25 protein-coding genes and 1 pseudogene are annotated in these 24195 nt (G+C 72.3%); 16 read left to right on the top strand and 10 right to left on the bottom strand.

Annotated elements, in window-relative coordinates:
• Positions 1-727 (top strand): annotated as a pseudogene (locus Apa02nite_RS22905) (glycogen debranching enzyme); the annotation flags it as partial.
• A 77-nt stretch (positions 728-804) separates the two neighbouring features.
• Here Apa02nite_RS22905 and Apa02nite_RS51145 read toward each other — a convergent pair.
• From Apa02nite_RS51145 to Apa02nite_RS22925, 3 genes are all read right to left on the bottom strand, one after another.
• Positions 805-1851 carry a hypothetical protein gene (locus Apa02nite_RS51145; RefSeq protein WP_239164494.1) on the bottom strand — a complete coding sequence of 349 codons (1047 nt, stop codon included), beginning with the start codon at positions 1849-1851 and terminating at the stop codon, positions 805-807.
• Positions 1852-1989: 138 nt separating this feature from the next.
• Complete coding sequence (locus tag Apa02nite_RS22920; RefSeq protein WP_203826819.1) at positions 1990-3102, bottom strand: M24 family metallopeptidase; 1113 nt, start codon at positions 3100-3102, stop codon at positions 1990-1992.
• Positions 3102-4601 carry an MFS transporter gene (locus Apa02nite_RS22925; protein ID WP_203826820.1) on the bottom strand — a complete coding sequence of 500 codons (1500 nt, stop codon included), beginning with the start codon at positions 4599-4601 and terminating at the stop codon, positions 3102-3104. The genes Apa02nite_RS22920 and Apa02nite_RS22925 overlap by 1 nt, the downstream gene beginning before the upstream one ends.
• A 118-nt stretch (positions 4602-4719) precedes the next feature.
• Between Apa02nite_RS22925 and Apa02nite_RS22930 the strand changes: the two genes are divergently transcribed.
• From Apa02nite_RS22930 to Apa02nite_RS22955, 6 genes are read left to right on the top strand one after another with little or no spacing between them, the layout of a single operon-like run.
• Positions 4720-5955 carry a threonine/serine exporter family protein gene (locus Apa02nite_RS22930; RefSeq protein ID WP_067699190.1) on the top strand — a complete coding sequence of 412 codons (1236 nt, stop codon included), beginning with the start codon at positions 4720-4722 and terminating at the stop codon, positions 5953-5955.
• A complete protein-coding gene (locus Apa02nite_RS22935) occupies positions 5952-7160 on the top strand; it encodes a threonine/serine exporter family protein (protein WP_203826821.1) in 1209 nt (402 codons plus the stop codon). The genes Apa02nite_RS22930 and Apa02nite_RS22935 overlap by 4 nt, the downstream gene beginning before the upstream one ends.
• A 36-nt stretch (positions 7161-7196) precedes the next feature.
• Positions 7197-7679 (top strand): DUF2231 domain-containing protein, encoded by a 483-nt coding sequence (locus tag Apa02nite_RS22940; protein WP_203826822.1) that lies wholly within the window; start codon positions 7197-7199, stop codon positions 7677-7679.
• The gene (gene gadC, locus Apa02nite_RS22945; RefSeq protein WP_203826823.1) at positions 7669-9096 is read left to right on the top strand and encodes a glutamate/gamma-aminobutyrate antiporter GadC; all 1428 of its coding nucleotides are present in this window, start codon (positions 7669-7671) and stop codon (positions 9094-9096) included. The genes Apa02nite_RS22940 and gadC overlap by 11 nt, the downstream gene beginning before the upstream one ends.
• Entirely contained in the window at positions 9093-9494 is a 402-nt protein-coding gene (locus Apa02nite_RS22950) for a hypothetical protein (protein WP_083972037.1), read from the top strand. The genes gadC and Apa02nite_RS22950 overlap by 4 nt, the downstream gene beginning before the upstream one ends.
• A 1-nt stretch (position 9495) precedes the next feature.
• Complete coding sequence (locus tag Apa02nite_RS22955) at positions 9496-10836, top strand: dipeptidase (protein ID WP_067699198.1); 1341 nt, start codon at positions 9496-9498, stop codon at positions 10834-10836.
• A 51-nt stretch (positions 10837-10887) separates the two neighbouring features.
• Here Apa02nite_RS22955 and Apa02nite_RS22960 read toward each other — a convergent pair whose 3' ends face one another.
• The 5 genes from Apa02nite_RS22960 to Apa02nite_RS22980 are packed head-to-tail and all read right to left on the bottom strand — an operon-like array spanning position 10888 to position 13725.
• Positions 10888-11415 (bottom strand): HdeD family acid-resistance protein, encoded by a 528-nt coding sequence (locus Apa02nite_RS22960; RefSeq protein ID WP_203826824.1) that lies wholly within the window; start codon positions 11413-11415, stop codon positions 10888-10890.
• A gap of 29 nt (positions 11416-11444) precedes the next feature.
• Positions 11445-11897, bottom strand: a complete 453-nt coding sequence (locus Apa02nite_RS22965; RefSeq protein WP_067699202.1) for a DUF7144 family membrane protein — start codon at positions 11895-11897, stop codon at positions 11445-11447.
• 36 nt (positions 11898-11933) lie between these two features.
• Positions 11934-12611: a potassium channel family protein gene (locus Apa02nite_RS22970; RefSeq protein ID WP_067699204.1), complete on the bottom strand. Its 678-nt coding sequence runs from the start codon at positions 12609-12611 to the stop codon at positions 11934-11936.
• Positions 12608-12832 (bottom strand): DUF8691 family protein, encoded by a 225-nt coding sequence (locus Apa02nite_RS22975; RefSeq protein ID WP_067699206.1) that lies wholly within the window; start codon positions 12830-12832, stop codon positions 12608-12610. Before Apa02nite_RS22975 ends, Apa02nite_RS22970 begins: the two co-directional genes overlap by 4 nt.
• A gap of 35 nt (positions 12833-12867) precedes the next feature.
• Complete coding sequence (locus Apa02nite_RS22980; RefSeq protein WP_239164495.1) at positions 12868-13725, bottom strand: M48 family metallopeptidase; 858 nt, start codon at positions 13723-13725, stop codon at positions 12868-12870.
• 131 nt (positions 13726-13856) lie between these two features.
• Here Apa02nite_RS22980 and Apa02nite_RS22985 point away from each other — a divergent pair, with 131 nt between their 5' ends.
• From Apa02nite_RS22985 to Apa02nite_RS23010, 6 genes are all read left to right on the top strand, one after another.
• Positions 13857-15158 carry a diacylglycerol/lipid kinase family protein gene (locus Apa02nite_RS22985; RefSeq protein ID WP_203826825.1) on the top strand — a complete coding sequence of 434 codons (1302 nt, stop codon included), beginning with the start codon at positions 13857-13859 and terminating at the stop codon, positions 15156-15158.
• Positions 15159-15332: 174 nt separating this feature from the next.
• On the top strand, positions 15333-15818 hold the full coding sequence (locus tag Apa02nite_RS22990; protein WP_203826826.1) for a DUF1269 domain-containing protein: 486 nt from the start codon (positions 15333-15335) through the stop codon (positions 15816-15818).
• A gap of 9 nt (positions 15819-15827) precedes the next feature.
• Positions 15828-16901, top strand: coding sequence for a S1C family serine protease (locus tag Apa02nite_RS22995; RefSeq protein WP_203826827.1), 1074 nt, complete (start codon positions 15828-15830; stop codon positions 16899-16901).
• A gap of 38 nt (positions 16902-16939) precedes the next feature.
• Positions 16940-18385, top strand: coding sequence for a basic amino acid/polyamine antiporter (locus tag Apa02nite_RS23000; protein WP_239164496.1), 1446 nt, complete (start codon positions 16940-16942; stop codon positions 18383-18385).
• 18 nt (positions 18386-18403) lie between these two features.
• Positions 18404-19660: an arginine deiminase gene (gene arcA / locus Apa02nite_RS23005; RefSeq protein ID WP_203826828.1), complete on the top strand. Its 1257-nt coding sequence runs from the start codon at positions 18404-18406 to the stop codon at positions 19658-19660.
• 7 nt (positions 19661-19667) lie between these two features.
• Positions 19668-20291, top strand: a complete 624-nt coding sequence (locus Apa02nite_RS23010; RefSeq protein WP_203826829.1) for a MarC family protein — start codon at positions 19668-19670, stop codon at positions 20289-20291.
• 136 nt (positions 20292-20427) lie between these two features.
• On the opposite strand, the gene Apa02nite_RS23015 is transcribed toward Apa02nite_RS23010, so the two are convergent.
• Positions 20428-20970 (bottom strand): hypothetical protein, encoded by a 543-nt coding sequence (locus Apa02nite_RS23015; RefSeq protein ID WP_203826830.1) that lies wholly within the window; start codon positions 20968-20970, stop codon positions 20428-20430.
• A 116-nt stretch (positions 20971-21086) separates the two neighbouring features.
• Between Apa02nite_RS23015 and Apa02nite_RS23020 the strand changes: the two genes are divergently transcribed.
• From Apa02nite_RS23020 to Apa02nite_RS23030, 3 genes are read left to right on the top strand one after another with little or no spacing between them, the layout of a single operon-like run.
• Positions 21087-21479 carry a hypothetical protein gene (locus tag Apa02nite_RS23020; RefSeq protein WP_203826831.1) on the top strand — a complete coding sequence of 131 codons (393 nt, stop codon included), beginning with the start codon at positions 21087-21089 and terminating at the stop codon, positions 21477-21479.
• A gap of 13 nt (positions 21480-21492) precedes the next feature.
• A complete protein-coding gene (locus Apa02nite_RS23025; protein WP_203826832.1) occupies positions 21493-21930 on the top strand; it encodes a DUF7144 family membrane protein in 438 nt (145 codons plus the stop codon).
• Entirely contained in the window at positions 21927-22775 is an 849-nt protein-coding gene (locus Apa02nite_RS23030) for a YihY/virulence factor BrkB family protein (protein WP_239164497.1), read from the top strand. Before Apa02nite_RS23025 ends, Apa02nite_RS23030 begins: the two co-directional genes overlap by 4 nt.
• Here the strand turns inward: Apa02nite_RS23030 and Apa02nite_RS23035 are convergent.
• A complete protein-coding gene (locus Apa02nite_RS23035) occupies positions 22750-24135 on the bottom strand; it encodes an MFS transporter (protein WP_067699224.1) in 1386 nt (461 codons plus the stop codon). The two genes, Apa02nite_RS23030 and Apa02nite_RS23035, sit on opposite strands and share 26 nt — an antisense overlap.
• Positions 24136-24195 lie beyond the last annotated feature (60 nt).

Raw genomic sequence — 24195 nt, forward strand, 5'->3', positions numbered from 1 at the left:
GGAGAACCGGGACGGCGAGAGCCACAACCGGTCCTGGAACTGCGGCGCCGAGGGGCCGACCGACGACCCGGCGATCACCGCGCTGCGCGACCGGCAGAAGCGGAACTTCCTCGCCACGCTGCTGCTCAGCCAGGGCGTGCCGATGCTGGCACACGGCGACGAGCGCGACCGTACCCAGCAGGGCAACAACAACGTGTACGCCCAGGACAACGAGCTCAGCTGGGTGGACTGGACGGCCGGCGAGCAGCACGACGTGCTGACCGCGTTCACCCGGGGCCTGACCCGGCTGCGGGCCGAGCACCCGATCTTCCGGCGCCGGCGGTTCTTCACCGACGCGCCGGCCGGGGACGCACACCTGCCCGGGATCGCCTGGCTGCGCGTGGACGGGGAGCCGATGTCCGAAAGTGACTGGGACGCGGTGGACGTTCGTACCCTCGCGGTGTTCCTCAACGGGGAGGGCATCCGGGAGGTGGACGCGCTCGGTGAGCGGATCGCGGACGACTCGTTCCTGATGCTGTTCAACGCGTCGGCGCAGGACGTTATCTTCACCCTGCCGCACGCCGGGTACGGCGAGCGCTGGCAGACCGTGGTGGACACCGCCGATCCGCTGCTGGCCTCCGCGCCGAGCGGCTCCGGCTCCGCTGCCGGCTCCGGCTCCACTGCCGAGGCCAAGGAGAGCGTGCCCACGACCGCGCACAGCGTGCGGGTGCTGCGGCGCCGGGCCTGACCGGCCCGTCGATCCTGGACATGGACCGGGTGCTGGCCGAGATCTACTTCTGGGGCCGCTCCGGGGATTGACGTCCATCAGTCGTCGTCGAGGGGCTCGCCGTATTCGTTCAGCCGGGGCGGCGGGGCCGGCGTGCCGGGCGGCGTCGGCGTGCCAGGCGGCGGCGGAGCGGTGGGCGGCGTGCCAGGCGGCGGCGGTGGGGCGCCGGCCGAGGTGGTGTCGGCCGGGACCGAGGCGGTGGCCGCGGCGGGGGCCGGCGCGGGGCCCGGCTCCAGGGCGGCGTTCAGGGCGGCCAGGATCGCGTCGACCCGGGGGCGCAGCAGGCGCCAGTCACGGCCGGCGGCGACCGCCTCGTTCTCCGCGTCGACCGCGATGACCAGGTCTTCCAGCATGGTCGCGAGCTGGCTCGCATACGCCTGGCGTTCGGCGTCCGGCGCGCGCTCGGCGAGCGCGGCCCAGCGGACCTCGACCGCGGCGAGGTCGTCGCGGGCCGGCGGCCAGGCCAGGCCGCGCTGCCCGGCGTCCGGCGCGGTCAGCACCCGGGGAAGGCGGATCCCGATCCCGGCGCGGGTCTCTCCGGACAGCCCCCGGGCCTCGGCGTCCCAGCCGGCGAACCGGCGGGAGCGCGCGTTCAGCAGCAACGCCAGCAGCGCGGTGAGCAGCCCGAGCAGGAGCAGCCAGCCCCAGGCCCCGATGCCGCTGTCGTCGTCGGCGACCGGTACGGCCGCCACCGCGCTGGTGGGCTCGTCGGTCCGGGTCGGTTCGTCGGTCGGTGTCGGTTCCTGGGCCCGGGTGGGCTCCTCGGTCGGCGTCGGTTCCTGCGTCCGGGTGGGCTCCTCGGTCCGGGTGGGTTCCTGGGTCCGGGTGGGCTCCTCGGTCCGGGTGGGTTCCTGGGTCCGGGTCGGCTCCTGGGTACGAGTCGGCTCCTGGGTACGGGTCGGCTCGGTGCGGGTGGTGGTCTCGTCGTCGGCAGGTGTCGGCCGGGTGGTCCGCTCCAGCGAGACCTCGATGGACGGGCGCGTCGTCGGCAGCCCCTCCTGGTCGCCCTCCCCGCCACAGGCGGCCAGCGCCCCGGCGGCCAGCAGCAGCGCCGCGGCGACCCGCAACCCTCGCAGGGACTTCATGGACTCTCCTCACTATCGCGGCCGTGCGGGCCGGGTGGGGCGGGGTGCCGGCCGGAACGAGAACGGACGCGGCGGCCGGCACCCCGCACGCCGCGAGCGACCCCCATCGGCCCGCGACGTGTCGAACGGAAGGCAGACTCAGGCGACGATGTGCAGGTCGCGGGGCGTGTTGTTGAGGCGACGGCCGCCGGTCTCGGTGACCGTCACGATGTCCTCGATCCGGATGCCGAGACGGCCCGGCAGGTAGACCCCCGGCTCGATGGAGAAGCACATACCGGGCAGCAGCGCCTGCCGCTCCCCCTCCACCACGTACGGCGGCTCGTGGGTGGTCAGGCCGATCCCGTGGCCGGTCCGGTGGATGAAGTACTCGCCGTAGCCGTCGGCCTCGATCACCTGCCGGGCCGTCCGGTCGATCTCCTGGCACGTCACGCCGGGGCGGACCGCCTCGAACGCGGCCTGCTGCGCCCGCCGCACCACGTCGAAGATCTCCAGCTCCTCCGCGGTGGGCGCGCCGACGTGCACGGTACGGGTGGTGTCCGAGCCGTACCCGTCCTTGAGACCGCCGAAGTCCAGCACCACCATGTCGCCGCGCTGGATCACCCGGTCGCCCATCTCGTGGTGCGGGTTCGCGCCGTTCGGGCCGGAGCCGACCACGGTGAAATCGACCTGGGAGTGGCCGTGCTCGCGGAGCAGGTGGGCCAGGTCGGCGCCGACCGCGCGCTCGGTACGGCCCGCGAACGGCACGCCGAGGATGTCCAGATAGGCGGCGTCCGCGGCCGCGCCGGCCGCCGCGAGGCGTTCCACCTCGTCCGGGTCCTTGATCGCTCGCAGCATCGGCAGCGTCGCGGTCATCGACGTGTACGACGTTCCGGGCAGCGCCTGCTGCAGGCCGAGCAGATGCAGGGCCCACGCCGAGTCGGAGATCGCGTAGCGCCCGACCGGGTCGAGCAGCCGGGCCGCGGTGGCGTACGGGTCGGCGCCGTCCGCCCAGCCGCTGAGGGTGACCGCTGGCGCTCCGGGCGCCGCGGCCGCGTCCGGCCGTTCCAGGACCGGGACGATCAGCCGTGGCTCGTGGTCGCGGTCCAGCACCAGCACGGTGAGCCGCTCGGTGATCGCGGTCGGCCGGTAGCCGGTGAAGTAGGTCAGGTCGGGGCCCGGGGTGACGAGCAGGCCGGTGAGCCCGGCCTCCCCCGCCTGGGCCACCGCCCGCTCCATCCGCTGGGTGAAGTCCTTGCTGGTGAACGGGGCCATCAGGCACCTCCGGTGGGCCGGGTCGGGATGGTGTGGCTGGTGACCGCAGCGGCCGCGGCCAGGTGCAACGGGGTGGCAGGCTCGGACCGGTGCCGCCGCAGCAGCAGGACCAGGGCCACCCCGGCGGCCGACATGAGCGTCATCAGCAGGGCGCCACCGGCCAGTCCGGCGGCGAGCACGGCGTCGGCCGGTTCACCGTCGGCGGCCCGGCCGGAGCTGACCGCGGTGGAGACCGTGGCAGCGGCGGCGACCGCGAGTGATCCGCCCACGTACCGGGCCATGTTGGAGATGCCGGAGGCCTGACCGACCTGGTCGGGGTCGACGGCCGCCGTGGACGCCGACGACGCCGGGCCGTTGGCCAGGCCGAGGCCGACCGAGAGCACGATCAGCGGCAGCACGAACGCGCCGTAGGACCACGACGGGTCGACGAACACCAGCGCCGCGAACCCGACGGTGGCCAGACCGAACCCGATCGCGACGGCGGCCCGAGCGCCGATCTTCACGGCCAGCGGGGTGATCAGCGGGGTGATCGCGATCATGGCGGCCGCCGCCGGGAGGGTGGCCAGCCCGGCCTCCAGTGCGCTCATCCCGAAGCCGTCCGGGTTCTGGAAGTACAGGCTGAGCAGGTACATCAGCGCGTTGATCACACCGGCCACCAGCAGGATCGCCAGGGTCGCGCCGACCAGCACCCGGTTGCGCAGCAACGCCAGATCGACGAGGGGCGTGGTGGCGTGCCGCTCGGCGATCACGAAGCCGACGCCGCCCATCACCGCGAGCAGCAGGCAGGCGATCGTCGGGAAGGAGAGCCAGCCCCAGGTGCCGCTCTCGCTGAGCGCGAGCACCAGCGGGACCAGCGCCACCGCGACCAGCACCGTGCCGAGCACGTCGATCTCCCGGGGCCGGTCCGGGTCGCGGGACTCCCGCACGGTGCGCAGGGTCAGCGGCACGCACAGGGCCGCGATCGCCGCGTCGATCCAGAACAGTCCCTGCCAGCCGGTGACACCGACCAGCACCCCGCCGATCAGCGGCCCGGCCGCGGCGCCGACCGCCGACGCCGCGCCCCAGAGCGTGATCGCCCGCAGCTGCCCGGCCCCGGCCGAGTCCACCGAGAGCAGGCTCATCCCGCAGGCCAGGATGGTCGAGCCGGCCGCGCCCTGGATCATCCGGCCGCCGATCACCCCGGCGGCGCCGGTGGAGAAGGCGATCAGCACGCAGGAGATCACGAACAGCACCAGCCCGGCCAGGAAGATCCGGCGCCGGCCGAAGACGTCGCCGAGCGCGCCCGAGGTGACGATCACCGCCGCGCCGACCAGCATGTATCCGGTCACCGCCCACTGCAGGGTGTCCACCGGCGCGCCGGTGTCCTGGCTGATCGCCGGGAGCAGGATGGTCACCGCGGACGTGTTGGCGTTCACCACCAGCGCGGAGACGCAGGCCGCCAGCAACACGCCGAGCCCCGCGGCCCGGCTGTCCTGCTTCGATGAGTCGATCGCCGCCATGGGCCGCTCCTGAGGGGGTTGGGCTCGATGGCAGCCAGCTTTCCGGCGATGCCGGGCCCGGGCATCGCTCGCGCCGGATGAATCGCCGGGCCGCCCGGCTCCCCTACCTTCGGACACCATGGCCGAATCGACCGTGTCGCACACCCCACCGGACGAAAAGGACCTGCAGCAACTCCTGCTGTTCCTGGGCAGCGCGCTCACCGCCGCCGGTGAGGCGGTCAACCAGATCGAGGAACGGCTGCTGCGGGTGGCCGCGGCCTACGGCGCCCCGCAGGCCCGGGTCAGCGTGCTGCCCACCTACGTGGTGCTGTCCCTGGAGCCGGGCCGCCCGGCCACGCTGGAACCGACCCGGGCCCTGCGCGGCGGGCTGCGGCTGGACCAGACCACCGCGGTGTACGACGTGCTCCGGGCCGCCGAACGCGGCGAGGTGTCCCCCGCCGAGGGTGTCCGCCAGGTGCTCGCCGCGGTGCGGATGCCACCCCGGTTCGGCGCGGTGACCCGGGTGTTCGGGCACGCCGTGCTGACCGCCGGCGTCTGCCTGCTACTCGTGCCGACCTGGGCCGACGTGCTGCTGGCCGGGATGTTCGGGGTGCTGATCGGTGTGCTGCGGCTGGTCGGCGCGCGCTGGGCCAGCGTACAGATGATCATGCCGGTGGTCGCCGCGTTCGTGGTCTCGTCGGCGACGTTCCTGCTGTCCGGCGTGGGCTGGGCGGGCACCGACCTGCGGGCCATGGTGGCGCCGCTGGTGACGTTCCTGCCCGGGGCGATGCTGACCATGGGCGTGGTGGAGCTGTCCGCGTACGAAATGGTCGCCGGTTCCAGCCGCCTGGTCGCCGGCGGCCTGCAGCTTCTCCTGCTCGCCTTCGGGATCGTCGGCGCGGCGCACGTCGCCGGCGTGCCGGCGCCGGAGAGCGGTGCCGCGGCCGGCACCGTGGGTGGCTGGGCGCCGTGGCTGGGTCCGCTGGTCGTGGGCATCGGCGACTTCCTGCTGCTCGCCGGGCCACGCCGGTCGCTCGGCTGGTTGCTGCTGGTGCTCTACGCCGGATGGGCCGGCCAGTACCTGGGCAACCTGGTGCTCGGCGGATACCTGAGCGGGTTCGTCGGCGGGCTGGTCCTGACCGTGGTCGCGTACCTGGTGGAACGCCTGCCCTCCGGCCCGCCCGCGCTGGTCTCGTTCCTGCCGGGGTTCTGGCTGCTGGTGCCCGGTGCGCTGACCCTGATCGGGTTGACCGAGTACCTCGGCCAGGACGCCGTCCGCGGCGTACAGGACCTGATCGGCGCGACCGGCTCGATGGTGGCGATCGCGCTCGGGGTGCTCTGCGGGCACCCGATCTACCGCGCCCTGGCCCGATGACCACCGAGAAGGAGCTCCTCGCGCTGCTCGGGCCGCTGACCGAGTGGCTGCTCAGCTCCAGTTTCGAGGGCACGATGCGGTGCGAGGCGATCGTCCGGGAGGTGGCCGGACGGTACGGGCACACCGTGGAGACGACGTTCCTGGCCGACGCGGCGCTGCTGTCGGTCGGCGAGCGCACGCTGTCGTTCGCCCGCGAGCCCGGCGTGCCGCCGCTGCACCAGGTCACCCGGACCAAGCGGCTGCTCGCCGAGATCCGCCAGGGGCTGCCCGCCGCCGAGGCCGCCGGGCGGCTGGCCGCGATCCGCGCACTGCCGCCGCGCTGGTCGAAGCCCTGGCAGGTGCTCGGGCTGGTCTGCTTCACCGTCGGCTTCGGCGTCTCGGTGCAGGCCACCTGGCAGCAGGTCGGTGTGTCCGCGCTGACCGGCCTGCTGATCGGGCTGCTGGTGGTGGCCGGCGGCGGCCACCGGCGACTCGCCCTGATCGAGCCGTTCCTGGCGTCGCTGCTGGTCACGATGGTGGTGCTGACCCTGCAACGGCACGACCTGATCGCCGGTGGGCCGATCCAGTTGATCGTGCCGGCGCTGTTCTACTTCATCCCCGGCGACGCGATCAGCGCCGCCGCGCTCGAGCTGGCCGCGAACCGGATGACCGCGGGCGCCGCCCGGCTGGTCTACAGCGTGGTGGTGCTGCTGGTGCTGGCGTTCGGCGCGCTGATCGCGACGGTGCTGCTGCGGGTGCCGCAGAGCGCGCTGTTCGACGTGACCGTGCCGGGCACGCTCGGTCCGCTCGAGGTGTGGGGCGGCTGGGTGCTGTTCGCGATCGGAGTGATGCTGACGTTCTCGATGTCCGTGCGGGACTTCCCGTGGGCGCTCGGGCTGGTGCTGCTGACCGCGGCGGTGACCGCGGCCGGCACCCGCGCGGCCGGCGACCCGGCCGGCACGTTCCTGGGCGCGATCGTGATGACGGTGACCGCGTTGCTGCTCGGCCGCCGGCCCGGGCTGCCACCGGCGTACGTGCTCTACCTGGGCGCGTTCTACGTGCTCACGCCGGGGTCGCACGGGCTGCGCGGGCTGGAGAGCTGGATCGGCGGGGACCCGATCCAGGGGGTGACCGGGGTGGCCGACATGGTGGCGCTGCTGGTCGCGATCGCGGTCGGCATGCTGGTCGGCGCCGCATCGGTCGGACGATTCATCCGTACGGGGTGACGCTCCGCGGACCGGCCGGGCGCAGGCTCAGAGGTCATGCAGAGCCGTCTCCGTCTCGGTGGCAACCCGGTCCAGCCGCTGCTGCTGATGTTCCCGCTCGGTTTCTTCACGGTGGCCGCCCTGCTCGATCTGGCGACCCAGCTCGGTGCGCCCACGCTGGTCGGCACCCTGGCGTTCTGGAACGTGCTCGCCGGTCTGCTCGGCGGCGTCCTCGCCGCGGTGGCCGGCAGCGTCGACGCCGTCGGCGACCCGCGCCGGGCGCTGATCCTGCTGCTCGACATGGGCGTGCTCGTCGCGTTCGCGGTGCTGGCCCTGGTCCGGGTGCGCAGCGGCGACCGCGTCGTCGCGCCCGGTGTGCTGCTGCTGGAGGTCCTCGGCTGCGCCACCGCCGTCGCGAGCGCCTGGTACGGCGGCCGGCTGGATCCGAACCGCCCCCCACGGATGAGGCGCCCGGCATCGGAGCCCACCGATGATTCCGCCGGAGTCTCACCTATCCGAAAGGGACGATATGAGCGCTGAGGCGGAAAACGAAGCGACGGCGCCACCGCAACCCAAGCGCACGGTCGCCTACATCTCCTGGGTCGCGCTGGCCCTGATGACCACCAGTTCGGTGGCCAGCCTCCGCCCGTCGCCGACGATGGCCGTCTACGGCCTGGCCAGCATCTTCCTCTACGTCGTGCCGGCCATCGTGTTCCTGCTGCCGACCGCGCTGGTCTCCGCGGAGCTGGCGTCCGGCTGGAGCGGCGGTGTCTACAACTGGGTCAGCGAGGGCCTGTCCAAGCCGATGGGCTTCCTGGCCGTGTGGTGCCAGTTCGCGATGACCATCTTCTACTACCCCAGCCTGCTCGGCTTCGTGGCCAGCACCTTGGCCTACGTGATCAACCCGGACCTGGCGTCCAGCGGTGTCTGGACCGCCATCGTGATCATGGTCTGTTACTGGGCCGGGGTCTGGGTGTCGTCCCGCGGCACCAGCGGGGTGGCCGGTCTGGCCAGCGGCGGCCTGATCATCGGCACGCTGGTGCCGGGCGCGCTGCTGGTGATCCTGGGCATCGCGTTCCTGGGCCAGGGCCACGAGTCGGCCGCGCCGATGACCGCGAGTCACCTGCTGCCGGCCTGGGCCGGGCTGTCCAGCCTGGTGCTGATCGTGAACAACTTCCTGTCCTACTCGGGCATGGAGATGAACGCCGTGCACGTCTCCTCGCTGCGCAAGCCCGGCCGCGAGTTCCCGCGCGCGATGTTCATGGCCATGGGCCTGGTCCTGCTGATCTTCATCCTGCCCGCGCTGGCGATCAGCTGGATCGTGCCGGCCGATCAGCTATCGCTGACCGCCGGGGTGATGCAGGCGTTCGACGCGGTGTTCGCCGCGTTCGACTCGCAGTGGCTGACCCCGATTCTCGGTGTCATGCTGGTCGCCGCGTCGCTGGGCGGCATGCTCACCTGGCTGGCCGGTCCGTCCCGCGGGCTGCTGCTGATCTCCCGCCAGGAGGGTTACCTGCCGCCGTTCCTGCAACGGCTCAACAAGCACGGCGTGCAGCAGAACATCCTGGTCACCCAGGGTCTGGTCACCACGGTCATCGCGCTGGCGTACGCGTTCATCCCGGACGTGTCGAGCGTGTACTGGATCTTCTCGGTGATCACCACGCAGGTCTATCTGATCATGTACCTGCTGATGTTCGTGGCCGCCGTACGCCTGCGCCGCAACCAGCCGGACCACCCGCGCGGTTACCGGGCCCCGATGCTCACCGCCCTGTGCGGGGTGGGCTTCGCCGCCTCACTGGCCGCCCTGCTGATCGGCTTCGTCCCGTCGTCGCAGTTCGGCGGCGGCAGCGTCGGCGTGTACCTGGCGATCGTCGCGGGCGGGGCGCTCGGCCTCGGCCTGCTGGTGCCGTACCTCTTCTACCGCCTGCGCAAACCGTCCTGGAAGGAGGCCTCGTGAAGAACCGGATCGTCTACCTCGTCGCCGGCGTGCTGTTCATCGTGCTCGGCACTGTCGCCCTGGTCTCCTACCACGGCAAGAAGGAGACCGAGCAGGCGATCGCGAAGGCCGAGCAGTTGCAGACCGCGCTGGCCACGGCCGGCCTGCGGGTGCCGACCCGGGACCAGCTCGTCCGGGTGCTCGGTGACGACGGCGGCGCGATCTGCGCCGACCCGACCGACGCGCTGCGCCGCAGCACGCTCTACGGGATGCTCACCAACGGCGCGGCCGGCCCCGGGCAGCGCCCGGTGCTGGTCGACAACAACCTCATGCAGGGCCAGCTTCTGATCATGAAGGTGTACTGCCCGCAGTACGTGGACGCCTTCCAGGACGTGATCAACGATCTGAAGGACGCGTGACATGGCGCTTCGTGACGACATCGCCGCGCTCATGCCGCGGGCCCACGACGACCTGGCCCACCTGGTGGCGATCCGCTCGGTGGCCGACCCGCGGCAGTTCCCGCCCGAGGAGTGCCTGCGGGCGGCGAACTGGGTGGTGGACAACTTCGCCGAGGCCGGCTTCACCCGGCTCGGCCTGCACGAGACCAGCGACGGCAGCCACGCGGTCTACGGCGAACGCCCGGGCAGCGACCCGGACGCGCCGACCGTGCTGCTCTACGCGCACTACGACGTGCAGCCACCACTGGACGAGGACGCCTGGCGGACCCCGCCGTTCCAGCTCACCGAGTCCGGTGGCCGCTGGTACGGCCGGGGCGCCGCCGACTGCAAGGGCAACATCGTGATGCACCTGACCGCGCTGCGGGCGCTGGGTCCCGGCCCGCTGCCGGTGCACCTCAAACTGATCGTCGAGGGCTCCGAGGAGCAGGGCACCGGCGGGCTGGAGGACTTCGTGGTCCGCCACCCGGACCTGCTGCGCGCCGACGCGATCCTGGTCTGCGACACCGGTAACGCGGCGGTCGGGGTGCCGGCCGCCACGGTGACGCTGCGCGGCATGGTCAACGTGGTGGTCACGGTCGAGGCGCTGCGCAACGAGCTGCACTCCGGCATGTTCGGCGGCGCCGCACCGGACGCCCTGGCAGCGCTGATCCAGATCCTGGCCACGCTGCGGGACCGGGCCGGCAACACCACCGTCGCGGGGCTCGAGCACGATCAGTTCTGGAGCGGCGGGCCGTACCCGCCCGAGCAGTTCCGCTCGGACATCGGCCTGCTCGACGGCGTGGGCCTGCTCGGCGACGGATCGGTGTCGGACATGGTCTGGGCCCGGCCCGCGGTGACCGTGCTCGGCATCGACTGCCCGCCGGTGGTCGGCTCGGCCGCGGCCATCCAGCCGCACGCCCGGGCCCGGCTCAACCTGCGGGTCCCGCCCGGCGTCGACGCGACCAAGGCCCAGGACGCGCTGATCACGCACCTGCACGCGGTGGCGCCCTGGGGTGTCCGGGTGGACGTCCTGCCGGAGGCGCTGGGGCAGCCGTTCGAGGCGCGCACCGGCGGGCCGGCGTACCGGACCCTCGCCGCGGCGATGCGCGAGTCGTACGGGCGGGAGATGACGACGCTCGGTCAGGGCGGGTCGATCCCGCTGTGCACGGTGTTCGCCGACACCTACCCGGACGCCGAGATCATGCTGATCGGGGTGGAGGAGCCGCACGCGCTGATCCACGCCCCGAACGAGAGCGTCGACCCGCGCGAGATCGCCGATCTGGCCCTGGCCGAGGCGCTCTTCCTGCAGAGCTACCAGAAATAAACAGCAACAGGGCCCGGCGCTGGTCAGCGCCGGGCCCTGTTGCTGTGCGGGTCAGGCCGGCCGGGCCCGCAGGCCGGCGACACCGGCGAAGATGCCGGCGATACCGACGAAGCACAGTGTCGTCGCGCCGATGAACACGAACGTGGCCAGCCCCAGCCCCGGCCAGACCAGCACCGCGACCGCGCCGAGCACCGCGACCAGCCCCAGCGCGATCCGCGCCCCGCCGCCCGCGCCGCCGTCACCGACGCTCGTGAAGATTTCGGCAAGGCCTTCGAGCAGCCAACCCAGCGCCACGATGACCAGCAGCAGCGTCACCGAGCCGGCCAGGTTGCGCAGGCACAGGATGCCGAGCAGCCCGACCAGCACCCCGAAGATGACCCCGAGCACCCGGCCGGCCACCGGCGCCTCCGGGGTGAACACGAACTGCAGGATCCGGATCACCCCCACGATCAGCAGGTTCAGTCCGAACAGGAACCCGACCACCTTGAGCGTGGCCGAGGGCCAGGCGAACGCGACGATCCCCAGGACCAGGGCGAACACCCCGGCCGTCAGGCTCAGCCATCCTGTCTTGCGGACCATCTGGGCCGCCTCTCCTGACAGGGTCCCGGTCAGCGGGACCGGACCTCACGGCCGTGCGCGGCCAGGGCATAGATGATCAGTACGTCGGTGGCGATCATGATGGTGGCCCAGATCGGGTAGGCGGGCAGGAACATCAGGTTCGCCAGCGCGCCCAGCACCGCGATGATGATGCCGACCACCCGGGCCCACATCTGGCCGAGGAGCACACCGACACCGGTGAGCAGCGCGATCACCCCGATCAGCAGGTGGGTCCAGCCCCAGGTGGTGTAGTCGAACGTCAGCACCAGCCCGGAACGGGTGGTCAAGTAGTAGTCGTCACGGACCAGGGCGACGATGCCCTCGATCGCCTGGAAGCCGCCCATCAGCAGCAGCATGACGCCGGCGAACACCACCATGCCGACCCAGGCGCTGGGCGGCGGGGCACTGGACGGGTTGTACGGCTCCTCGTCCGCGAAATTGGCTCTCTGCTGTGTTTCCGACATGTTCTTTCCTCCAGATCTCATCGATGAGCGGCATGCTCACCGGACGTCCGGCGCGGCCGCGTCATCCCCGGTGGATGAGCCGCGACGCCAGTTCCGCGGACGCCAGTTCTCGACGACCTTGGCCACCGCGGTGACCAGGAACAGCTGGCCGGTGAGCGCCTCGACGACGGCGATCGTCTGCGCCGGGTTGCCGGCCGGGACCAGGTCGCCGTACCCGGTGGTGGTCACCGTGACGAAGCTGAAGAACAGCGCCTGGGACAGCGGCGGATCACCGCCCTCACCGAACAGCGGGCCGGGCTGCCACGCCGCCACGCACGCGTAGGCGAACCCGAACGCCATCCCGATCAGCAGGTACGCCGCCAGCGCCCCGAGCATCGTCTGCGCGTCGACCCGGTCCCGGCGGCCCAGGTCCCGGACGATCGAGAACGGTGCCAGCAGGTACAGCGCGCTGGCCGCGGAGAACGCCACAGCGGTCAGCGGCTGCCCGCGGGCGACCAGGTTGATCACTGCGGCGGTCAGCGCGAGCGCGAACACCCCCGCGCCGGCCAGCCGCAGCGCCGGGCGGGCGCCGGAGACCCGCAGTGACTGCCACACCGTGGCGGTCTGCACCGCCAGCAGGACGGTCACCATCCAGCGCCGCTCGGCGACCAGGGCCAGCAGGTATGTGCCCACGATCAGGCACAGGACCAGGCCGTACCCGGATCGGGGTCTCATCCGGCCGGAGAATCATCCGCCGGCAGGCGGCGAACCTCGATCAACCGCAGACCCAGCCCGTGGATCCGGGAGATCAACCCGACCACGGCGGACTGATCCGGCAGGCTTCCGTGCAGCACGGTCTCCGGCGGTTCCACGCTGACGGTCAGGTCGTGCAGCTCGGCCAGCAGCTCGGCCGGAAGCTCTCCGGAGACCCGCACCTGGTAGGTGGCATCCGGCATCGCTCGCTCCCTCCTGGTTTTTCATTGGCTGACTCCTATGTCGCGAAGTCTTCTTTCGCGGAACGTTCCGGGACTCCGGCGTGCAGCAGCCCGAGCTGGAAGAGCCGCTCGATCCGCCGCACGGTGAACGGGTGCGACCGCGGCAGCTGGGCCAGACCCACCCAGAAGCCGCGCAGTGCCCGGCCCTGCCGCAGCAGCTGCTCCAGGTCGGTGGTGTGCTCGGTGTGCCGCCCGGAGGTCAGCAGCACCAGACCGCTCGCGCCGGACGGGCACAGGTGTGCGCCGTGCCGGTCGCAGGAGTACTCCCGCAGCCGGGACAGGGCCGGGCCGAGCAGCGGGATCCGTTCCGAATAGGCGACCGAGAGCTGGTACCACAGCGAGACGTGATGCAGCCGGATGTGGCCCATCTCGTGGCCCAGGATGAACCGCAGCCCGTCCCGGTTGTTCTGCCGCAGATTGACGAACAGCTCGTTGGCCAGCACCACGTAGTCGTGGCCGGTGGCCTGAGCGGCGAACGCGTTGAGCGTGCCGTTGCCGTTGGCCAGGTAGATCGTCGGCCGGCGGGGCAGGCCGAGCCGGTGCGCGAAGTCGTCCGCGGTGCGGTACAGGTCGCCCCACTGGTGCCGGCTCAGCTGGACCGCGCTGCCGCGCACCGAGGCACGCTGCGTCTCGCGGATCACCACCAGGGCCGGGATCAGCAGCAACAGCCCGAGGAACGCGCTGCGCACCGCGGTGCCCCAGGCCCCGTCGCGCAGCCGCTCCGGCAGCACCGGCAGGGTGATCGCGGCCTGCAGGATCAGCCAGATGATGACCAGGTTGAGCACCACCATGAACACGTAGAACGGCATCTCGGCCGGGTGCCGCAGCCGTTTGCCGACCGCTGGAGTCGACACAGTCGGCCCTCCTCTCCTCCCGATGCCGCGGGGACGCCGCGGCTCGCTGCCACGCTCCACCAGAGATCCCGGCGCCACCTCATCCCGCCGGAGTGAGGCCGCCGCCCCGGCCACCCGCGACGCTGGACGCCATGACCGACCTCAACCCGAGCCGGCCCTGGCTCGCCCGCCTCGCGTTCGTCGCCGCCGCGGCCGCGACCGTGCTGGTCCTCGCGGCTGCCGGGCTGGGCGGCAGCCTGGCGCTGCTGCTGACCGCCGTCCTGGGCAGCGCGGTGACCCTGGCCGCGGCCTGGTGGTTCCTCACCCACCGCGGGCTGCTGCGCTGGGTGGCCGGGCTGATCGTGGTGCTCGCCCCGCTGGTGGTGGCGGTGCTCTACGCGCGAGCCCGGCTGATCTGGGTGGTGGTGCTGTTCGGCCTGCTCTGGGCGGGCGCGGTCGCGGCCGGCCGGCGGGCACTCGCGGTGACCGACGGCGGGCCGGACGCGGTCGTCACCCCGCCGCCGCACCGGCCCTACCTGATCATGAACCCGCGCTCGGGCGGCGGGAAGGTCGGCCGGTTCCACCTGGACGAACGGGCCCGCGACCTCGGCGCCGAGGTGTTCCTGCTGGACGGACCGGCGGTCGACGTCGCCGAGGTGGCCCGGGCCGCGATCCGCGACGGCGCGGACCTGCTCGGGGTGGCCGGCGGCGACGGCACCCAGGCGCTGGTGGCCGGGGTCGCGGCCGAGCACGGCCTGCCGTTCCTGGTGATCTCGGCGGGCACCCGCAACCACTTCGCCCTGGACCTGGGCCTGGACCGGGAGAACCCGGCGGCCTGCCTGGACGCGCTCGCCGACGGCGAGGAGGTGCGGATCGACCTGGGCCTGATCGGCGACCGGACGTTCGTCAACAACGCGTCGTTCGGCGCCTACGCCGCCGTGGTGCAGAGCCCGGCCTACCGGGACGCCAAGCTGGGCACCGCGCTCGACCTGCTGCCCACCGCGCTGGCCGGCGCGGAACCGCTGCGGCTGACCGTGGACGGGACCACGGTGACCGGGCCGCAGGCCGTGCTGATCAGCAACAACGCCTACCGCACCGACTCCGGCCAGCGGCCCCGGCTGGACCGGGGCGAGCTGGGCGTGCTCGCGGTGACCGTCCGCGGCGCCATGGACGCGGCCGGGCTGATCGGCCGGCGCGGCCGGGCCCGGGCGCTGACCGTGCGGGCGGCCCGTTCCGCGGTGGTCGACGCGGACACCGGCGAGGTCCCGGTCGGCGTGGACGGCGAGGCGCTGCTGCTGCCGACGCCGGTGCACTGCGCGATCCGCCCCGGCGCGCTGCGGGTCCGGGTGCCGCGCGACCGCCCGGGCGTCCCCGCCCCGCCCCCGCAGCTGGACTGGACTCGCCTGCGCCACCTGGCCGCCGGCTGGTCGCCAGGGGTGTCTCACGAGCCGTGAGACACCCCTGGAAGCCAGCCAGGGTCCGGCGGCTGGCGCTCACGGCCGGGTCCGCGGCCCCGAGACGACCGTCAGCGCCAGCCGGGGCGGGTGGGGCAATCATCCGCTCTGGATGAGCTGGGGCGGGGTGGGTGGTGCCTAGGCTCCGGGGCGCCGATTGCGAGAGGGAGAACCATGTCTGACTTGATCATCATTGGGTACGACGACCACGACACCGCCGTGCGGGCCTACGAGCAGATCATCGACCTGAACAAGGACCACATCGTGGAGCTGACCGGGCTCGCGGTGGTGAATGTGGACAGTGAGGGCAAGAGCCACGTCGACACGCCCGGGCATCTGGTCAAGACCGGTGCGGCGGGCGGGGCGCTGTGGGGTGCGCTGTTCGGGATCCTGTTCCTGGTGCCGGTGGCCGGAGCGGTGGTCGGCGGTGCGCTCGGGGCGTTGTTCGGCAAGCTCGGCAAGGCCGGGATCAACGACTCGTTCCGCAAGCGGGTGCACGAGCTGCTGGCGCCGGGCAAGTCCGCCGTTGTGATCATGAGTGCGCAGCGGACCGAGGACAAGTTCCTCGACGCGCTGCGGCCGTTCGGCGGCGAGGTCCTGCAGACGTCGCTGACGCACGAGCAGGAGCGAGAACTCGCCGCCGAGCTCGGCGCGGCCTGAGGAACCCCCGTGCACGCCAGCACGGGACGGGTCGTCGCCGCGGCGGCCGGGCTGGCCCTGGTCGCCGGCGGCGCCGGTGGGGCCGTGGGCGCGCTGATCGCCGACGACGACCCGGCCACCACCACGACGGCGTCGGCCGGGCCGGCCGGCGCCGGGTCGTGTGACGTCGCCGGGGTGGCCGCGCGGGTGTTCCCGTCGCTGGTGACCGTGCACGTGCGGCGCGGCGACGTCAGCGGGATCGGGTCCGGCTCGGTGCTCGACAGTGCCGGGAACATCCTGACCAACGACCACGTCGTCGCGCCGGGGGCGGGTGGCACCGTGACCGTCGACTTCGCCCGCGGCCCGGCCGGTGTCGCCGCGACGATAGTGGGCCGGGACCCGGCGACCGACCTCGCGGTGCTCCGTGTCGACCCGGGCTCGACCCGGCTCACCCCGGTGACCGTCGGCGACTCCTCGGCCCTGGTGGTCGGGCAGCCGGTGGTCGCGGCCGGTTCGCCGCTCGGCCTGAGCGCCACCATCACCGCCGGCGTGGTCAGCGCGCTCAACCGGTACGTCGACGTCGGCCAGGGCGAGGAGCCGGCCGCGCTGATCAACGCGGTGCAGACCGACGCGGCGGTCAACCCGGGTAACAGCGGCGGCCCGCTCGCCGACTGCGCGGGGCGGCAGGTCGGCGTCAACTCGGCCGGGGCGCAGACCCCGGACGGTGGCGGCGGCAGCATCGGCCTGAACTTCGCCATCCCGATCGACTTCGCCGTGTCGGTCGCCGGCCAGCTGATCAAGAACGGACGCGCCGAGCACCCGGTGCTCGGCGTGCTGAGCGTGACGGTCACCGACGAGATGGCCCGGTCGACCGGGCTGCCGCGCGGCGCCTACGTCGAGCAGGTGCTGCCCGGACTCGGCGCCGCCCGGGGCGGGCTGCGGGCCGGCGACGTGATCACCCAGGTCGGCGACGTCGCGGTGACCAGCACCGACCAGCTGCTGGTGGCGGTGCAGGCGCACCGGCCGGGCGACACGGTCCAGGTCGGATTCCAGCGGGCCGGCGCACCGCAGCGGGCCGGCGTGACCGTGGCGACACCCGGATAGAGGCCCGTGGCGACACCCGGATAGAGAGGCACAGCACCGTGGCCGGAACCGACACCGCACCGCCCGCGTCGACCGTGCAGAAGCTGAGCTTCCTGACCATGACGTCGATGGTGGTCGGGTCGATGATCGGCGCCGGCGTGTTCTCGCTGCCGCGTCGCTTCGCCCAGGAGACCGGGGTGGCCGGGGCACTGATCGCCTGGACCATCGCCGGCGCGGGCATGCTGATGCTGGCGTTCGTCTTCCAGACCCTCGCGGTACGCAAGCCCGGCCTGGACGCCGGCGTCTACGCGTACGCCAAAGCGGGTTTCGGTGAATATCTCGGGTTCTTCTCCGCGTTCGGGTACTGGGCCAGCGCCTGTGTGGGCAACGTGACCTACTGGGTGCTGATCATGTCGACGGTCGGTGCGGTCGTTCCCGGACTCGGCGACGGCGACACCTGGTTGTCGATAGTGCTGTCGACGGTCGGCGTGTGGGTCTTCTTCTACCTGATCCAGCGCGGTGTCAAGGACGCGGCGGTGGTCAACCGGATCGTCACCATCGCCAAGGTGGTGCCGATCCTGGTCTTCGTGCTGCTCGCGCTCTTCGCCCTGGACCCGGGCGTGTTCGCCGACAACCTGCGCGGCGGCACCGGTATGGGATCACTGTTCGAGCAGGTCAAGGGCACCATGCTGGTCACCGTTTTCGTGTTCCTGGGTGTCGAGGGGGCCAGCGTCTACTCCCGGCACGCCAAGCGCCGCCAGGACGTCGGCCGGGCCACTGTGCTCGGGTTCCTCGCGGTGTTCGCGGTCTTCGCGTCGGTGACGATCGTGTCGTACGGCATCCTGCCCAGCGACGAGATCGCCGCGCTGCGACAGCCCTCGATGGGCGGGGTGCTGGAGGCGGCCGTCGGCGAGTGGGGCAAGGTCCTGGTCAGTATCGGACTGATCGTGTCGGTGCTCGGCGCCTACCTGGCGTGGACGCTGATGGCCGCCGAGGTGCTCTACGTGGCCGCCCAGGACGACGACATGCCGCGGTTCCTGCGCCGCACCACCGCCGGTGACGTGCCGTTCGCCGCGCTGCTGCTGACCACCGCCCTGATCCAGGTGGTCCTGGTGGTCACGTATTTCTCCGAGGACGCGTTCAACTTCGCGCTCGACCTGACCAGCGCGCTGAGCCTGATCCCGTTCCTGCTCGCCGCCGCGTACGCGTTGAAGCTCGCCATCACCCGGGACACCTACCGCGAGCAGCCACGGGGCTGGGGGCGGGAGCTGACCGTGGGGGTGCTCGCCGTGGCGTACACGATCTTCCTGCTCTTCGCGGCCGGGCCGAAGTTCCTGCTCGTCTCGTTCATCGTCTACGCCCCGGCCACGCTGCTGTTCGTGCTGGCCCGCCGGGAGCAGGGCCGGCGGCTGTTCTCCGGCCGCGAACTCGTCATCCTCGCCGTCTCGGTGATCGGCGCCGTCGCCGGCATCACGGCGCTCGCGACCGGCTGGATCTCCATCTGACCTTTCAGGAGGCAACCCATGTCCCTCGACAACGACGTCACCACGCTGGGTGTGCACTCGGAGGTCGGCCGGCTGCGCAAGGTGCTGGTCTGCTCGCCCGGCCTGGCGCACCGCCGGCTCACCCCGAGCAACGCCGACGACCTGCTCTTCGACGACGTCATGTGGGTGGAGATGGCGCAGCGCGACCACGCCGACTTCGTCAACAAGCTGCGGTCCCGCGGCGTGGAGGTGGTCGAGCTGCACGACCTGCTCGCCGAGACGATGGCGATCACCGAGGCCCGGGACTGGCTGCTCGACCGCAAGATCATCGCCAACGAGGTCGGGCTGGGCCTGCTCGACGACACCCGCGCGTTCCTGGGTGAGCTCAAGCCGCGGGAGCTCACCGAGTACCTGATCGGCGGGCTGTCCACCGCCGACCTGCCGGCCGAGGTCCGCTCCGGTTATCTGGCCCTGGCCCGGGAGTCCTCCGGCGTCCGCGAGTACCTGATGCCCCCGCTGCCCAACACCCTCTACACCCGCGACACCACCTGCTGGCTGTACGGCGGGGTGACCCTCAACCCGCTCTACTGGCCGGCCCGGCACGACGAGACCCTGCTGATGAAGGCGGTCTACCGGTTCCACCCGGACTTCGCCGGCGCGCCGGTCTGGTGGGGCGACCCGGAGCGGGACTGGGGACTTGCCACCTTCGAGGGCGGCGACGTGATGCCGGTCGGCAACGGCGTGGTGCTGGTCGGGATGAGTGAGCGCACCTCCCGGCAAGCCATCACCCAGGTCGCCGCGGCGCTGTTCGCGGCCGGCGCCGCCGAGCGGGTGATCGTCGCCGGGATGCCGAAGCTGCGGGCCGCCATGCACCTGGACACCGTGTTCACGTTCGCCGACCGCGACGTGGTCACGCTGTACCCGCACATCATGGACGGGGTGCACACGTTCACCCTGGTGCCCAGCGACCGGGACACCGGCCTCGACGTGATCGACGAGGGTGACCGGTCGTTCGTGGAGGTGGTGGCGGAGTCGCTGGGCCTCAAGCAGCTGCGGGTGATCGAGACCGGCGGCGACGTGTACGCCTCGGAACGCCAGCAGTGGGACAGCGGTAACAACGCGGTCGCGGTCGAACCCGGTGTGGTCTTCACCTACGACCGCAACACCCAGACGAACACCCTGCTGCGCCGGGCCGGGATCGAGGTCATCACGATCGTCGGCGCCGAGCTGGGCCGGGGCCGCGGCGGCGGGCACTGCATGACCTGCCCGCTGATCCGCGACGCGGTGGAGTTCTGAGGTCGCGGTGTCCTTCGACTATGAGGCGCTGGTGTTGTTCCTGGCGCTGTTCGCGCTCTACAGCCCGGTGGCGGCGCTGTCGTCGTACCTGCCGTACGTCCGGCCGTTCAGCCATCCGCAGCAGCTGCGGATGGCGGCCGGGCTGGCCGTCAACGTCGTGGTGTTCGTGCTGCTGGCCATCTGGGTCGGCGAGCCGCTGCTGGAGCTGCTCGGGCTGAGCACGGCGGCGCTGACCGCGACCGGTGGCATCGCGCTGATCCTGGCCGCGGTGCCGCTGATGCGCGGCACGACGCCGGAAAGTACGGCACCGGAGGTGGAACCGGTCTCACCCCGGTCGGTGCTGTTCACGCCGCTCACCTTCCCGCTCACCGTCGGCGGGACCACGTTCGCGTTCGGGGTGGCCGCGGCGGCCGACGTGGGCGGGGTGACCGGCCGGCTCTGGCTGTCGCTGGCCGCGGTGACCTACGCCCTGGTCACCGGGCTGACGCTCTACCTCTCCGGTCACGTGGAGCGCCGGATCTCGGCGGCCGCGGCGGCGATCCTGGACCGGATCGCCGGGATCCTGCTCACCAGCATCGCCGTGGTGCTGCTGGTGAACGGCTTCACCGACCTGGTGCGCGCCGCCTGGTAATTGATCGTCGCCCAGAAGAGGACCTGGGCGACGATCAATGCTTACCGCCGGCGGACGACGCGCCGGGTCACCCGGCGGGCGGTGCGCCGCCCGGTACGCCGGGCCACTCTCCGTGATCCGAACATGATGTCTCCTCTCAGGCTCCCGCGGTCTCCAGGTCGTGCAGTTCCTTGGCCTCCTCGGCGTTCACCAGGCCGATCCCGATCAGGTCGAACGGGCTGATGAACCCGTCCGCGAGCCGGGCGCCGCCGGCCCGCGCGATCGCGTCGCGCAGCGGCACCGCCCAGTGGTGCTCGATCAGCAGGAGCGCGGCCGCACTGTCGTTCGGGATCTCGCCCAGCACGTCCCAGGCCTGCGGATCGTCGAAGACCGCGACACCGCCCTCGGCGTCCGCGGCCGCCGCGCCGAGCGCCGCTCCCGCCTCCATCCCGGCCTCACCCTCGATGCCGAGCCCGATCAGCGCGCCGATCTTGCTGCCCAGCTCGACGGCTTCCTCCCGGGTCAGGTTGCTGAGGTGCTCGACCTCCAGTTCGCCCTGCGCGTCCTTGTAGACGGCGAGGGCGTCGATCACTCGTACCGTGTCGGTCTGCCGCAGCCGTTCCAACTCGGCGATGATCTCGCCGTGGAAGTCCGGGTGCCGGAAGCCCAGCACGATCAGCTGTACCGGTCCGATGGCCATCTGCTGCCCCTTCTGGTTGCTGTGTGCTCTGCCCCGATCCTCGGTTCGGCGGACCCGGCGCCGCCTCATCCGGCGCGGGTGAAGCCACTCGCGGGGCCACGCGGCACGCTCCGGTCATGAAGCGTTTCCTCGTCGTAGTGCTCCTCCTCGGCCTGGCCGGCTGCGCCGCCGAGGAGCCGTCCACCCCACCGGTCTGTGACAGCCTGGCGTCGGTGCAGAACACCGTCGACCACATCCGGAACACCAACGTCTCGGAGAACGGGCTGTCTGCGCTGCGGCCGTACCTGACCCAGCTCAAGGACCAGTTCAACCAGCTCTACCTGGACGCCAAGGCCCAGTTCGCGCCGCAGGCCGACGCGCTGCGCACGGCGGTCGACCAGCTCGGCGCCGACCTGCGGGCCGCGCAGGGCGATCCGAGCGTGGCCAACCTGGCCACCGTCCGCACCTCGGTCACCTCGGTCCGGGCCGGCGCGCACACCCTGCGCGACGCCATGGCCTCGACCTGCTGAGCGGGGGTTCACGATGGAGATCGAGGAGAGCCGGGCCACCGGCTGGGTCGCCTGGGTGCTGTTCGGCGGCATCCTGCTGGTCCTGCTCGGCGCGATACACCTGACCGTCGGGCTGGTCACGCTGCTGCGCCCGGAGTTCATCGCCGGCGACCGGGCCGACCTGCTGCTGCCGGTGTCGCTGACCGCGCTCGCCTGGATGCACCTGGCGCTGGGCGTGCTCGCCCTGGTCACCGGCGCCGGGCTGATCCGCGGGCTGACCTGGGCGCGGGTGGTGGCGATCCAGCTCGCGGTGCTGGCCGCGCTGGTGAACTTCACGTTCATCGCGGTCTTCCCGGTGTGGTCGATCATCGCGGTCGTGCTGGCCACGCTGATCGCCTGGGCGGCCGCCATGCACGGCGACGAGGTCGCCGACGCCATCGCCCCGCCGACGCCGGCCGCCTTCGGGTCGTGATCCGCGGGCTCGACGACTGGCAGCGACGGCACCGCGTGCCCGGCTTCGGGTACGCGGTGCTGCGCAAGTACCTGGACGACGGCGGGCCCCGGGAGGCCGCGCTGATCACGTACTACGGGTTCCTCAGTCTCTTCCCGGTGCTGCTGCTCGGCGTGACGATCGTGTCGCAGGTCCTGGCCGACCGGCCGGAGCTGCGGCGCGAGGTGGTCGACGCGATCGTGCCGGTGCCGCTGCGCGCGGACGTGGACGCGGCGATCGCGGGGATGCCGACGTCGTACGCCGCCCTGGCCCTCGGGGTGGCCGGGCTCGCCTACGCGGCCGCCGGGGTGGTGCTCTCGGCGCACCAGACGCTCAACCATCTCGCGGCGGTCCCCTACCGGGACCGGTCCGGCCTGGTCTCCCGCTACCTGCGGGTGATGGCCGCCCTGGCGGCCCTGCTGGCCGGCATCGTGCTGGTGGCCACGCTGCCGGCGATCGGCGCGCTCGCCGGCGCCTTCGTCGTGCTGCTGCTGGTCGCGTGGGTGCTGCTGGACCGGCCGGCGCCGCTGCGGTCGCTCTGGCCGGCCGCGCTGCTCGGTGCGGGCGCGGTGATCCTGCTGGTCCAGCTCGGCGCGGTGCTGCTGCCCGGCCTGATCCGGCGGGCCGGGCCGGTCTACGGCGGTTTCGCCACCGTGGCCGGCCTGTTCACCCTGCTCTACCTGCTCAGCAACATGCTGGTGGGCGCGGCCGAGGTGGCCGCGGTCCGGCACGCCCGGCTCTGGCCCCGCGGCCTGGACCCGGCCCGGCCCACCGAGGCCGACCGGCACGCCCAGGAGTTGCTCACGCGCGAACAGGCTCGGTCTTAGGCAGGAACCACGCCGCCACCAGCCCGATCGCGCCGGCTACCGCCACCGCCAGCATCGCCAGGGCGTACGCCGTGCCCGGCCGGTTGCCCACCACCGCCACCAGGATCGTCCCGGCCACCGCGCCGCCCAGCGCCGACCCGAGGTTGGAGACGCTGCGGGACAGCCCGGAGATCTCTCCCTGGAGCTCCTCGCCGAACGCGGACTGCACCACGTTCACCGACGGGGTGAGCATGCCGCCCAGCCCGAACCCGGTCACGAACAGCCCCGGGACGAACGCCCACACCGAGTGCCAGGCGAAGGCCAGCGAGATCAGCAGCACCACCCCGACCACGGTGATCAGGAAGCCGCCGACGATCAGGGTCCGCTGAGCGCGCCGCTTCGCGAACCGCTCGGCGGCCAGCGAGGAGAGCAGCAACCCGGCCGTGGTGGCGGTGAACACCAGCCCGGTCTCGATCGCGTTGTAGCCCCGGACCACCTGCAGGTACGCCGAGACCACGAACGACGTGCCCATCAGCATCAGCCACTGCAGACACTGCGTGATCATGCCGAGGTTCGCGGTCCGGTCGCGGAACAGCGCGGTGGACAGCAGCGCCGGCCGGCCGGACCGTTCCTTCGCGCGCATCGAGAAGAAGAACCAGGTCAGTGCCCCCGCGCCGGCCACCACCAGGCCGACGGACAGCAGCAGGTTGTTGTCGGCCAGCAGGATGCCGGAGACCACCAGCACCAGGCCGAGCGCGGAGAGCGCCGCACCGGCCGGGTCGGTCGGCTGGGTCGGGTCCGGCGGCAGCGGGTCACGCACCCAGCGCCGGCTGAGCACCGCGATCAGCAGCACGACGAGCGCCTGGAACACGAACGCGGCCCGCCAGCTGAACACCGTGGTGATGAGCCCGCCGATCAGCGGCCCGGCCGCCGCGCCGACCCCGCCCAGCGCGCTGATCATGCCGAACGCCCGGGCCCGCGACGCCAGGTCGGTGAAGAGCAGGGTGGTCAGGATGTAGACCGGCGGGATCAGCATCGCGGTGCCGACCCCCTCCAGGATCGAGTTGCCCAGGATCAGCACGCCCAGGCCCGGTGCGACCGAGCTGAGCAGCGCGCCGACCGCGTAGATCAGCAGGCCGATCGTCAGGCAGCGTTTGCGGCCGATCCGGTCGGTCAGCTTGCCGCCCGGGATCATCAGGGCCGCCATCACCAGCAGGAAGATCGTGATGGCCACCTGGACCCCGGCGACCGTGGTGTCCAGGTCCTCGCTGATGTCGTTGATCATCACGTTCATGTTCGAGCCGGCGAAACTGCAAATGAACTGGGCCAGCGCGAACGGGATCAGGGCCCGTCTGAGTTCCGCCGGGAAACGTCCGGTCATCGCTGCACCGCCTCCGTGGTCTACTCGGTCCCGGCGCACACTGCCCCGGCGTGCGGCTCC

The organism is Actinoplanes palleronii, assembly GCF_016862315.1.
Classification (GTDB): Bacteria; Actinomycetota; Actinomycetes; order Mycobacteriales; family Micromonosporaceae; genus Actinoplanes; species Actinoplanes palleronii.